At 30.4% G+C, this 12820-nt stretch carries 15 protein-coding genes and 1 other RNA gene; 9 read left to right on the top strand and 7 right to left on the bottom strand.

The window, feature by feature from the left end:
- Positions 1-2 precede the first annotated feature (2 nt).
- The 5 genes from B2741_RS00080 to B2741_RS00060 form a co-directional block, all read right to left on the bottom strand.
- A complete protein-coding gene (locus tag B2741_RS00080) occupies positions 3-212 on the bottom strand; it encodes a DUF4266 domain-containing protein (RefSeq protein WP_262318573.1) in 210 nt (69 codons plus the stop codon).
- The gene (locus B2741_RS00075) at positions 213-1196 is read right to left on the bottom strand and encodes an FAD:protein FMN transferase (protein WP_291134140.1); all 984 of its coding nucleotides are present in this window, start codon (positions 1194-1196) and stop codon (positions 213-215) included.
- Complete coding sequence (locus B2741_RS00070; protein ID WP_262318571.1) at positions 1193-1630, bottom strand: thioredoxin family protein; 438 nt, start codon at positions 1628-1630, stop codon at positions 1193-1195. Before B2741_RS00070 ends, B2741_RS00075 begins: the two co-directional genes overlap by 4 nt.
- Before the next feature lie 135 nt (positions 1631-1765).
- The gene (locus B2741_RS00065) at positions 1766-3724 is read right to left on the bottom strand and encodes an LTA synthase family protein (RefSeq protein ID WP_291134135.1); all 1959 of its coding nucleotides are present in this window, start codon (positions 3722-3724) and stop codon (positions 1766-1768) included.
- A gap of 130 nt (positions 3725-3854) precedes the next feature.
- Positions 3855-4280 (bottom strand): DUF1801 domain-containing protein, encoded by a 426-nt coding sequence (locus B2741_RS00060; protein WP_291134132.1) that lies wholly within the window; start codon positions 4278-4280, stop codon positions 3855-3857.
- Between the two features lie 11 nt (positions 4281-4291).
- Here B2741_RS00060 and B2741_RS00055 point away from each other — a divergent pair, with 11 nt between their 5' ends.
- The 7 genes from B2741_RS00055 to creD are packed head-to-tail and all read left to right on the top strand — an operon-like array spanning position 4292 to position 8108.
- Entirely contained in the window at positions 4292-4915 is a 624-nt protein-coding gene (locus B2741_RS00055; protein ID WP_291134129.1) for a hypothetical protein, read from the top strand.
- 1 nt (position 4916) lies between these two features.
- Positions 4917-5543: a YiiX family permuted papain-like enzyme gene (locus tag B2741_RS00050; RefSeq protein WP_291134126.1), complete on the top strand. Its 627-nt coding sequence runs from the start codon at positions 4917-4919 to the stop codon at positions 5541-5543.
- A 16-nt stretch (positions 5544-5559) separates the two neighbouring features.
- Positions 5560-5856, top strand: coding sequence for a winged helix-turn-helix domain-containing protein (locus B2741_RS00045; RefSeq protein WP_262318167.1), 297 nt, complete (start codon positions 5560-5562; stop codon positions 5854-5856).
- A 57-nt stretch (positions 5857-5913) separates the two neighbouring features.
- Positions 5914-6369 (top strand): hypothetical protein, encoded by a 456-nt coding sequence (locus B2741_RS00040; protein WP_291134123.1) that lies wholly within the window; start codon positions 5914-5916, stop codon positions 6367-6369.
- A 1-nt stretch (position 6370) separates the two neighbouring features.
- Entirely contained in the window at positions 6371-6496 is a 126-nt protein-coding gene (locus B2741_RS00035; protein WP_291134120.1) for a hypothetical protein, read from the top strand.
- The gene (locus tag B2741_RS00030; RefSeq protein WP_291134117.1) at positions 6478-6777 is read left to right on the top strand and encodes a hypothetical protein; all 300 of its coding nucleotides are present in this window, start codon (positions 6478-6480) and stop codon (positions 6775-6777) included. Before B2741_RS00035 ends, B2741_RS00030 begins: the two co-directional genes overlap by 19 nt.
- 35 nt (positions 6778-6812) lie before the next feature.
- The gene (gene creD, locus B2741_RS00025; protein ID WP_291134114.1) at positions 6813-8108 is read left to right on the top strand and encodes a cell envelope integrity protein CreD; all 1296 of its coding nucleotides are present in this window, start codon (positions 6813-6815) and stop codon (positions 8106-8108) included.
- Between the two features lie 69 nt (positions 8109-8177).
- Here the strand turns inward: creD and B2741_RS00020 are convergent, their stop codons facing one another.
- Positions 8178-9833 (bottom strand): MFS transporter, encoded by a 1656-nt coding sequence (locus tag B2741_RS00020; RefSeq protein WP_291134111.1) that lies wholly within the window; start codon positions 9831-9833, stop codon positions 8178-8180.
- Between the two features lie 76 nt (positions 9834-9909).
- The gene (locus B2741_RS00015) at positions 9910-11133 is read right to left on the bottom strand and encodes an NAD(P)-dependent oxidoreductase (RefSeq protein WP_291134109.1); all 1224 of its coding nucleotides are present in this window, start codon (positions 11131-11133) and stop codon (positions 9910-9912) included.
- A 153-nt stretch (positions 11134-11286) separates the two neighbouring features.
- Here B2741_RS00015 and ssrA point away from each other — a divergent pair.
- Both ssrA and B2741_RS00005 read left to right on the top strand, forming a co-directional pair.
- Positions 11287-11684: a transfer-messenger RNA gene (gene ssrA / locus B2741_RS00010) on the top strand.
- A 246-nt stretch (positions 11685-11930) separates the two neighbouring features.
- Positions 11931-12770 (top strand): site-specific integrase, encoded by an 840-nt coding sequence (locus tag B2741_RS00005; protein WP_291134106.1) that lies wholly within the window; start codon positions 11931-11933, stop codon positions 12768-12770.
- The last annotated feature ends 50 nt before the right edge of the window (positions 12771-12820 follow it).

The following is a 12820-nucleotide window of genomic DNA, read 5'->3' as shown; positions in this document are numbered from 1 at the left end:
AATTAATTACATCCACAGCCACCACCTGTTTTTCCACCATTTGCTCCTGAAGCAGCTTCGCGATACACTTGAAAAGTGGTTTCAAAACGCTCTGAACTTCTGGCAGAAAGTTTCATTTCTGGATCATTGATATATTGTTTATCGTACTCTTTAACGGTGTTGCATGAAATAGCTGAAAAAACAACTATTACAACTAAAATTATCTTTTTCATTTACTGATATTTTTTAATGTCTATATTTTTTGATATGTGAATTGTGCCTTTATCATCAACAATAATACAACCTATTCCGTTTAATTGATTGATTAAATCTAAACCAACTTCTACTCCTAAAACGAAAATTCCAGTGGCTAAAGCATCTGCTAATTCAGTTTGTTTTGAAAAAACAGACACACTTACAATTCCGCTTGCTGGATAACCTGTTCTTGGATCAATAATGTGCGAATAGCGTTTTCCGTTGAACGTAACAAACTTTTCATAACTTCCTGAAGTTTCAACCGCACTATCATCTAATGGAAACGTGGCAAATACTTTGTTTTTGTTCATCGGATTAACAATTCCAACAGTCCAAAGGTCACCATTAGGTTGTTTCCCCCAAGTATTTATATCACCTGAAACATTGACTATTCCACTTTTACACCCTTTTTCTTGAAGTAAAACTTTAATCTTATCTGCTATATAACCTTGACCAATTCCTCCAAGACCTAACTTCATTCCTTTGTTTTTAAGGAAAATTGTGGTGTCTTTTGGATTTAGAATTATGTTTTGATAACCAACTCTTTCAACCGATTTTTTAATAGCTTCTGGAGATGGCATTTCCTTCATGCTTCCGTCAAATTTCCAAATTTTATCCATTGATGCATAGCTAATATCAAATGCTCCTGAAGTTAATTTTGAAATTTTTGTAGCTCTTTCAACCAAATCATATACTTCTTTATCTACTTTAACTGGTGTAATTCCAGCATTTTGATTCACTTTTGAAATTTGAGTCGTCGGAATCCAATCAGAAATTAAATTTTCAATTCGTTTTACTTCGGCTATGGCCAAATCAGTGTATTGATTTCCCTGAATTGAATCTGTAGCGACAACCGTAATTTCAAATGGACTTCCTAACAAATTTTGTTTTTTCTTAAAAATTTGTTGACCAAATGAACTACTTGTTGCTAAAGCAAATAAAAGAATTGTTACTACTCTCATTTTTTCTCTAATGCGTGAATCATTTTGATATATTCTTCAGGAGAAACGTTCTTGAATCCCATTTTTCCTAATACTTTTCCATTTTTATCCAAAACTACAACCAATGGAAAACTGCCTTCTACATTATATTTTTCGGCTAATTTTCTGTTATGTTCCGTTTGCTCTTTTGGTAATTCATTGGCTTTTTTTCTTGGAAAATTGGCTTTAACTAAAACCCATTCTTCTTTTGCCTCTTTTTTAAAAGCTTCTGATTGCCAAATATTTTTATCTAATTTGATACATGGAGCACACCAATCTGAACCTGAAAAAACGATTACTACATTTTTATCTTGTTCGGTTGCTATTTTTTTTGCTTCTTCAAAATTAGTTTGCCATTCTTGAGCAAAACTAAAACTGGATAAGAAAACGAAAGTTATTATTGCGATTTTTTTCATCTTTTTCATGCTTTTTAATTCATTAACTATATAGGGAGAATAGCTTTTATAATTTTTACTTTAATACTATTACAAAATAACAGCAAAAATGATTACATATTGCATTCGTGTTTCGGGTTTAAGTAAAAATTAAGTTTACTTCAATTTATTATTCAAATATAGATAATCAGCAGTTTCATACCATGCAATTGTTTCATAAAGTTTTGATTTACTTATAGGTGATATAAACAATTGATTAGAAATTGGATTCCATTTATAATTTGCACTCTTTTTTTGGTTTGATAAAATGGTAATATTATTATTGCTTTTTTGAGCTAATTTTAAATATGTTCCCATTAAAGCTCTTTCTTTATAACTATTTGATAAAACATCTGTTCCAAAAAAGTTTGACGTATAATTCCAATGCAATTGACCAAAAAGTGTTGGAAAAACATCTATTTGACTACATAATTTTGTTACCTTTTGAGGTTGAATTAAATTTTGTCCATAAATAATTGCTGGAATTTGATAATTTTTGACATCAATTTCGTCTTTTCCAGCGCTACTTGCACAATGATCTGCTACAAAAACAAAAATTGTATTTTTAAACCAAGGCTTGTTTTTTGCTTTGGCAAACATTTGTTGCAATGCATAATCGGAGTATTTTACAGCACCATTTCTACCAGTTCCTGAAGGAATATCAATTTTATTATTTGGATAGGTATAAGGTCTGTGGTTTGATGTTGTCATGATAAAATTTAAAAAAGGTTTGTTTTTTTGATGATATTCATCTGCAACTTTAATCATTTTATTGTAAATATCTTCGTCACAAATTCCCCAAGCATTTTCAAATGTAACCTCATTATCTTCAATATTATGACGTGTAGTTTTAATTGCATCACTTAAAATGCTACCTCTACCTCTATCATAGATATCAAAACCATTTCCGCCATAAAAGGCATTCATGTTGTCAAAATAACCATCACCACCATAAAAGAAATTACATTGATAATTTTTGCTTTTAAATACATTTGAAATCGTATATAAATTAGCATTATTTGGTCTTTTTACAATACTTTGACCTGGTGTTGGTGGAATTGATAAGGTTACCGCTTCCATACCTCTAACAGTTCTATTTCCCGTTGCATATAGATTTTTAAAGAATAAACTTTCGTTGGCAATGCTGTCTAAAAATGGTGTGATTTTTTCTTCGTTCCCAAATTCACTCATAAAACTTCCGCTCATACTTTCAATCAAAATAAAAACTACGTTTGGCTTTTTATTCGTGTCTAAACTATCTGTTATTTTTCGTTTTATTGAAAAGTCATTTGCTATAAATCTTGCATTTTCTTCTTGTAAGTTTGTTCTAACAATTTTAAATGCTTCTTCGTCGGAAATTGAGGTATAGAATGTTTTAAAATCTAATTTATTATTTCTTAATTCTGCAAAGAAAGAGTAAATTCCAGCTTTAGAAATTTCATTATTGTAACGATTTGTTGACCATTCTGCATTTGAATTAGTAATGAATAATGTGTAAAAAGACATCACAATTATAGATACCCAAAAAGAAATTATTCGTTTTTTGAAAGAAATTCTAGAGCTAAATGTTTCAATGAAAAACTGTTTTTTCCAGAAATAGAAAAAAATAACTCCAGTTATCAAAAGCATTGATGGAATTAATATATATAATGGATACGACTCGTGAATGTTTTGTACGACTTCAAATGTGTAAATTAAATAATCTACCGCAACAAAATTAAATCTGCATTTGAATTCTTCCCAAAATGTGATTTCGGCAAAAAAAGTAAAAACAAAAATGAGCAATGTTAAAGATAAACCTGAATGAATTAGAAGTTTATCTAGCTTACTACCTATCCATTTTTGAGGAATTAATAAAATATAAAAGGTGCTAATCACAAACAAAAACGACAGCACACCAAAGTCATAAAACAATCCAACTCCTAAAATTTTAGCTAAACTAAATACAGAAAGCTCTATATCATTTAATTGCCAAACCAAAAAAATTATTCTAAGTAGCAACGAAAACAATAAATACCAACTTGAAAATCCAAATAGAAGACTATATCTTTTTGAAAAAAATGAGACAACTTGCATAAAAACTAATTTTATACAAAGTTGAATTTAAGTGATTTAATTTATCTTAAGTATGGCTTAATTGCTTCTTAAATTTTGCTTAAACTAAAGTGTTTTAAGTAAATAGTTTTGCCTTTGATATTAATTGAAATCATTTATAGAGTAATTTCGCTTCTGAAATAACATCAATTAAAACAGTATTATCTATTTCTTCAATAGAAAAATAACGCAAGGATTTTACTGTGTTTCTCTTTTCATCAATTAAAGTTGCTTGATTCCTTTTTAACTGAAAACCTTTGGCAAACCCAACATCCAAAAAGCCTTTTTTAAGATTGGGTGCCAAATAACAAAATGGTTTTTTGTTATAATAAACATACGGAATGCCCCATTTAAAAAGCAATTCAGATTGCGAAAGCTCCTGCTCTACTACTGCTAATACATGTAGCATCATTGATTGATATAGTTCAGGTTGACGGAGTATATATGCTTCTGTAGGTTTCATTAAAAATGATTTTTTCAAAAATAATGCAAAAAATGTTTGGTCAACAAAATATTTATTATTTACTTTGTATTTCAAAGTACTTTAAAATGAAAAACGAGAAATATCTTAACGACATTACCGAAATCAAAAATTTGATGAACAAATCATCACGTTTCATATCTTTGAGTGGTTTATCGGGAATTTTAGCCGGTATTTATGCTTTAATTGGAGCATGGTTAGCTTATAAAACCATTTACTTTGATACTTCAACAATGGGTGCTTATCGTGATTTAATCATTTCTGAAGCTGCTGTAATTCGATTATTGATAATAGCAACATCCGTTTTGGTGTTGTCAATTGTAACTGGGATTGTTTTAAGTATCAGTAAAGCGAGAAAAAGTCATGAAAATGTATGGAATACCGCTTCAAAAAGATTGGTTATCAACTTTATGATTCCTTTGGCAACTGGTGGATTTTTAATTATCTTTTTAATCGAAAAAAACATGTTGGGTTTAGTTGCTCCATTAACTTTGATATTCTACGGATTAGCTTGCGTAAATGCAAGTAAATATACTTTGGGAGATGTTCGTTATTTAGGAATTACTATGATAGCTTTAGGCTTATTATCGACTTGGTTCTTAGGTTATGGATTATTATTCTGGGCATTAGGTTTTGGAGGTTGCCACATTTTATATGGAAGTTTAATGTATTTTAAATACGAGAGAAAATAAGATGAAAAATCTAATTGTATCGCTTTTCTTTGGTTTAATTTTTATTTCATTTAATTGTAAAGAAATCAATAGTAAAGAAGTTGCTTTTCAAAATGGTGATATCATTTTTCAAACTTCACAATCTAAACAATGTGAAGCAGTTAAAATTGCAACTAATTCAAAATTTTCTCATTGTGGAATCATCTTTATTGAAAATGGTAAAACTTACGTATATGAAGCGGTTCAACCTGTTAAAATGACTTTGCTTGAAGATTGGATTTCTCATGGAAAAGATGCTAAATATGCTGTAAAAAGATTAAGAAACTCAGATAAAATATTGACTAATGAAGTTTTACTAAAAATGAAGTCTTACGGAAAATCAATGAATAACAAAGATTATGATTTATACTTTGAATGGAGTGATGATAAAATATATTGTTCTGAATTGGTTTGGAAAATTTATAAAAGTGGAGCTAATATTGAATTATGTAAAACCAAAAAACTTAAGGATTTTAATCTCGATAGTCCGATTGTAAAAAGTATTATGAAGGAAAGATATGGTAATAAAATTCCTTATAACGAGGCAGTTGTTGCGCCTTCTCAATTATATGAATCAAATATGGTTGAAACTATATTCGATAACTATTAACCTTTTAAACTAAATCATGCTTAACATCATCCAAAATATTAACAAGGCCTTTGATCACCGAATTCGTTTGGGGATTATGTCGATATTGATGGTCAATGAAAGTGCTGATTTTAATATGCTAAAGGAACTTTTAGGCGTAACCGATGGCAACTTAGCTTCGCATACTAAAGCATTAGAATTAGAAAATTACATTCAAATTGAGAAACAGTTTATTGGCAAAAAGCCCAACACAAAATATAGTGCTACAAAAGAAGGAAGAATTGCTTTTACTTCTCACATCGAGGCGCTTGAAAAATTAATCAAAAAAAGTTAAATCTATTTTTTTATCTATTTACTTTGAAATTCAAAGTACTTTTAAATTTAATAAAAAATGAAAGAAATCATAATTGAAACCTTGTACCGAATCATCAAAGTTCCTTATCAGTTTTTGTTTAAACAAACTAAAGCTTGGGATATTTCATTTCAAGATTTTCTAAAACTTCCTCAAGACAGTTTGGGATTTCATTATGGTTGTTTTTTGCTAAAATACAATTTCAATATTCAAGCTACTTTGGAAGAACATGATGTTTTTCATGTGTTGACCAATACAGGAATTTCAGTTAAAGATGAAATTGATATGCAATTTATATTATTAGGAAATGGAAAAAGAAGTCCGTTTGTTTTTATTGTGATTGGTACTGGTATACTCTTCTACCCTTTTGAATATAAAAGCTTTTACAATAATTATAAAAGAGGTAAAAAAGCACATCAGTTTTATGATTTAGACTTTTTTAAAATGCTTTCAATGCCGCTTTCAACTATTCAACAAACATTTAATATTCAATAACATGAACAAACTCATTAACATTAGTATGACGATCGGAATTTTATTCTTTATCGGAATTGAAATCACAAAAAACATCAGTACTGAGGCTAAAACAAAAATAAAAACCACATGGAAAAAGATTTTTTAAAGCTTCCTCTTGCTATTCAAATGGCAATTGTATCGTTTGGAATTGGTACAGTATTATTATTACTTCATTTTATATTTAAAAAATCGGATATAATAATAGTAATCGGAATTTATTATGTATTGATTGCATTTCTTGTAAACGGATTAATGTTTTTGAAACTTATAATTGATTGGTTTACTGAGATTCAAAGTAGGCATAAAATCGAAAGACAAGCATTAATTCTATTTGCTAATGTACCTATCTCATTCGTCTACTTTCTAATTGTAATCTCAACTCTTTAAACACATTAACTTAATAAAATTATAAATCAAACATCATGGAAACACAATTTCAACAAGAACCAAAAGTACCGTTCTTTCAAACCACAACCGCTAAAATGATTATGGTTGGGATTCTAACCATAGTATTAATCATTCCGCTTGCTTTAGTGCAAGAATTAATTGTAGAGAGAAGTCAACGTCAAAAAGAAGTCATTACCGAAACCACTTCCAAATGGGGAAATTCCGTTTATTTTTACGGACCAATTTTAAAAGTACCTTACAAAGACCCAATGTCGGGTGCTAATAATTATGCCTATTTCTTTCCAGAAACCTTGAACAACAAAACCGAAGTTACCATGGTAAAACCTTTGGAAAGAAGTATTTACAAATCGAATGTGTTTACCACCAAAATGCAATTTGATGGAAATTATACCAATCCAAATTTCGCTTCAAAAGGAATTCCTGCTGAAAATATTTATTGGAATCGTGCTAAAATTTTAATTCGTACTACCAACTTGAAAAGTCTGAAAGATGAAGTAAAAATGAAAATTGGGAATCAGAATTTGGCTTTTGAATCGGTAGCAAGCAGTTCGAATGATAGCATTGAAAGCCTAGAAACCAATTATTTTAATTACCAAAATATTCAAAACGAAGCAAAATACAACTTTACCATTTCGTTCAATGGAAGTAAGCAAGTAAAAATGGTTCCGATTGGAAAAACTACTGATGCCAAGATAACCTCTAATTGGAATTCGCCGAACTTTAACGGAAACTTCTCACCTATTTCAAGAGAAATTACAGATAACGGTTTTGAAGCTAATTGGAAAATATTACACTTCAATCGTCCGTTTGCACAAAACTATTTTGAAGTTTTACCTGAATTAGGAAAATACGCTTTTGCAGTAGATTTCATTACGCCAGTTGACGAATATCAACAAAACGAACGTGCTTCTAAATATGGTTTTTTAGTTATTGGATTAACGTTTTTGATTTTCTTTTTAATTCAGTCGATAAGTAAAATCAACATTCATATTTTTCAATATTCAATGATTGGAATTGCTTTGATTATGTTTTATACCTTATTGATTTCGATTACTGAACACAGTACGTTTTCATTTGCTTACTTGATTGCTGGAGCATCGGTAATCATTATGATTTCGCTTTATTCGATTTCCATTTTAAAGGATAAAAAATTCCCAATGTTCATTGGAGCTTCGTTGAGTGTTTTATATACTTTTATTTATGTAATTATCCAATTAGAAGATTATGCGTTGTTAGTTGGCAGCATTGGATTGTTCTTAATATTAGCTGCTGTGATGTATTTCTCGAGAAAGATTGAATGGAATAAATAAAAAACAGAACTCCGTCAGAGTTTTAAATTCTGACGGAGTTCTATACTTTGTTCTTTTTACTTTATATTTCTAATGACTTCCCTCCGCTTCAATAGCATCTACATCGATGTTTTGTTTTTTCAAAATACCTTTTACTAATACAGCAAATAAAGTCAAATAAGCGAAACAAACAACCGCTACAATATACGATTGGTGAATTCCTATAATATCAGATAATTTTCCTTGTAAGGGAGGAATAATTCCACCACCTAAAATCATCATTACCAAGAAAGCTGAACCTTGCGAAGTATATTTTCCTAATCCAATAATTGACAAACTAAAAATAGAAGGCCACATAATACTACAAGCCAATCCACCAGATAAAAAGGCATAAATAGCAATTGTTCCTGTGCTAAATAATCCAATTAACATAGCAATTACACCAAAAGTTCCAAAAATCATTAAGGTTCTTGCCGGTTTATCTTTACTCAAAAAGAAAGCTATAATTTGAATAATCACACAAACGATATACCAATACAAGGGTTTCATATCTTTTCCAGAAATGATATTCACTCCTAAAATAATTCCGAATGCGATAATTGGTATAATAAGTAAAGCTAATGTTTTCTTCATTCCTTGCAAATTGAAAACACTGATAGCTCCTGCCCATCTTCCAATCATTAAACTTCCCCAATACATTGAAATGTAAGGTGCAATTTCTGAAGATTGTAAACCTCCAAATTCATCTAATTTTAATAATTCACCTAAATTACTTCCAACAGCAACTTCTACTCCAACATAGGTAAATATCGCTAACATTCCTAAAACCAATTGAGGATATTGCATTGCTCCCCAACCTTCCGATTTCTTTTTTGCGGATGTGTAAGAAAACATCAAACCACCTACAACTACTAATAAAGCACCTGAAAGCCAAAGCATTCTGTATTGTTCTAAATCTGAAAAATCAGCTGGAGAATAATTAGTTGTATCTAATTGATAGGTTTTAAAAATAGGCACAAAACAAGCAGCTAATAAAACTGTCATAATAACTAATGTTCTTAATGCTTTATTAGCCTTTTCCATTGGTTCGTTTGCAATTCCGCTAGGTACTTTTTTTGAAAACCAAAATAAAGCTGCAGCAGCTACAAATAATAAGCCTACTCCAACATATAGTAATACTACTTTATTAAGTTCTAATGTTTTAATCTGTTCGTCTGAAACGGATGCAGCTGTACCAAATAATGCTAATGCCACAATAATAGGACCTATCGTAGTTCCAAAAGAATTGATTCCGCCTCCAAGATTTACTCTACTCGCTCCCGTTTTTGGATCACCTAATAAAATAGCAAAAGGATTGGCTGCAGTTTGTTGCAATGAAAAACCTAAAGCTACTATAAATAATCCTACTAACATTCCGGCGTAAACACTTGCTTCAACGGCAATAATCATGGCGCCAGCTCCTAGAGCCGAAAATAATAATCCGTAAACAATACTTTTCTTATAACCCCATTTTCCTACGATATCTTTTCCAGACAAATCACCCAAAGCAAACAATAATAAGGCTCCTATGTAATAAGCGGTATAAAAAGCAAAATCAACCAACTGTGATTGAAATTGATCTAGTGAGAAATAACTTTTACAAAAAGGAATAAAAATACTGTTTCCAGCTGCGATAAATCCCCAAAAGAAAAACACTGTAATTAGTGTATATAATGCAGGATAATTGGTTTTGATTTGATTGCTCATTAGTTTTTGATTAGTTTTAACAAATATATACGTTTTATTATAAAAACAAAAAACCCGATTCACATCGGGCTTTTTATTAATTAGTAGCTATAGCTTCTTGTTTTTCGTCAACGTAATCTTGTAGATATTTAAAACGTTCTGTAAGTTGACCTTTTTCTGTAATTTTGGCTCTTTGAAGAATTCCGTCTTTATCTCCGTTGAAGAAAGCTGGAATTACATGTTTCATAAACATTTCGCCAAAACCTTCACTAGCGTCTTTAGGTAATTCACAAGGTAAATTATCAACTGACATCACCATGATAGAAGCCGGATGTGTATACGAAACTTCTTTGTGTTCGCTTGGTAAATATCCAAAAAATGGATCTGCAATTGTTGATGCTTTAATTGTACAAGCTACTGGTCCATCTACATCACAAGAAATATCGGCAACTACTTGAATTTTATTATCAGCAGCACGAAGCATTTCACGAGTTAAAATATCTGGCGAACCGTTTCCGTGAAAATGTCCAGCGATGTACATATCAGCAACTTTCGTAAAACGTTCAAAATTAGAAATGTAATCTTGTGGGTTTTTATAAAAATCAGTATTATCTAAAACCTGACCATCAATACGTTTGTTATAATCCAATACGTCGATTTGAGTGTAAACAGGCTCTGTATAGTTTTTATTTAAAAAGTCGTCAACATTAACTTGCTTGATTTTAATTCCATCTAAAATTTCTTTTGCTCCCATTCCTACTTTTCCGTGACCTGTAAGTACAATTTTAATATTTGGAAGCGTTTGGCGTTTTAAACGTGCGATTAAATCTTCTTTACCACTTAAGGTTTCTGCTTTTGGTAAAGTGAATAAATCATATTTGATTCCGAATCCTCTGAATCCATTAAAAGCCCCTACTAAACCAGCATAACGACCAAAGCCAATTAATCTGTGATTGGTAGCATCTACGATAGTTTCATGATCGTATAATTCGATATTTTTATCTAAAATAGCTTTTAACAATTTGCGGTTGTATGGCTGTTTTTTGATCGTATGCGAAAAGAAAAAGTATTTTTTATTTGGAATTAAAGCATCTACTGGCACTTCTTTTACTCCAAAAAGCACGTCACAATCTGATAAATCGGTAGTGACATTAAGTCCTAAATTACGATATTGGTCATCAGAGAAAATTCTGATATCTGAACTTTCCACTTTTATTTCTGCTTCTGGATGTTCTGATTGTAAGCGTACTAACTCTTCTGGAGTAAAAACTACTCTTCTATCCGGTGGATTTTTTCTTTCTTTGATGATTCCAAACTTCATAGTCAACAGTATTTATAACTGAATATTGATTTAATGTTACAAATATAACTTTTTACTTTAGTTTGCACAATAGTTTTTTTATTGAAAAATTGGTAGTATTTTTGGCTCACTTTTTGAGTAAAACATTATTCAAAAACACTACTTATTACACATGGGGTCGACTGGTTTTGACAGCGAGTGGAATTGATTAGTAAGCACGTCGAGCATTGTATGTTTAGCTCGTAAATCCAAATGTACAAACCTATAAACGGCGAAAATAATTACGCTTTAGCTGCTTAATCTGAATTATAGTAAGATTTGCCAAGTTCCTACTAGGTAGGAAAGCTGGATTCTCCTCAAAAGCCTTGGTTTATGGCGGTTGGTTTAGGAGAACCGTAAAAGTAAACCTAGAGAAGGTAATGCTTTAAATCCTTCTTGACACTGATAAAGCTAAGCTAAAAGTGGCAGTTTCTAGCCTTGCTTTTGGTCGAAAATTCAAGAAGAAACTAAGCGTGTAGAAAGCTTTTTGATTGCTTGTTTGGACGAGAGTTCGATTCTCTCCGACTCCACTAAAACAAATTCAAAACAGACTAAAAGCCTGTAAATCGTATGATTTACAGGCTTTTTTGTTTTTGGTACTATTCAAATTATCTATTAAATCTCAAACCATTGGTGGTAAAATCGGTTACCCGAAAAAAATTAAAATTAGGGTAACCGAATTTCTCACAAAACCAATGATAGCAAGCAGTTCAAAAGATGAACATCTTGACAAATAAGGATTAAATAATTAATTTGAATAACATTAAAGTCACCACAAAATGAAACACAAAATGTCTATACTTTTCTACGTGAAAAGTTCTAAAGCTTCAAAAAATGGCTTACTTCCCATTTATCAAAGAATAACAATTAACGGCACTCGTATTGAATTAAGCACATCTAAGTTTGTAGAAAAATCAAAATGGAATACCTCAGCAGGTAAAATAAAAGGTAATTCTGAAGAAGCTAGACTAATTAATAGTTACCTAGACATTTTAAATGCAAAAGCATATGAAACTGAAAAATGGATGGTAAACAATAACTTGGAAATTAATGCTCAAACATTCAAAAATAAATTCTTAGGAGTTGAGGAAAGACAGCGTAAACTAATGGTTATTTTTGAAGACCATAACAAACGAATGAAAGAACTAATTGGAAAAGAATTCGCAATAAACACTTATAAGAAGTATGAAACAGCGTTAAGCCACACTAAAGATTTTTTAAAATATCAATATAACCTTAATGATATTTCTATAAAACAAGTAGATATTGCTTTCATCAACGATTTTGATTTCTACTTGAGAAACACTAAAAACTGCAATAATAATTCAACCATAAAATACATTAGAAACTTTGGCAAAATAGTTAAGCAGTGTTATGTAAATGGTTGGATTGAAAAAGACCCTTTCTTAAATTATAAAGGTAAAGTAAAAGAAATTGAAAGAACTTATTTATCAGAAGATGAAATTGAATCTTTGCTTAATAAAGAATTTAAAATAAAACGATTAGAGTTAGTTCGCGATATGTTTATATTCTCATGTTTCACTGGACTTGCGTACATTGATGTCTTCAATTTAACAAAATCTAATATTGTAATTGGCATAGATTGCAAATTCCAGTGATATTGACAACCCAATTCCAATTTAAAGTGACCACCTGATTCCAATTCAAA

This window comes from Flavobacterium sp. UBA7663, from assembly GCF_002483315.1.
Taxonomy (GTDB): Bacteria; Bacteroidota; Bacteroidia; order Flavobacteriales; family Flavobacteriaceae; genus Flavobacterium.
This window is presented reverse-complemented; position numbering and strand designations above follow the sequence as displayed.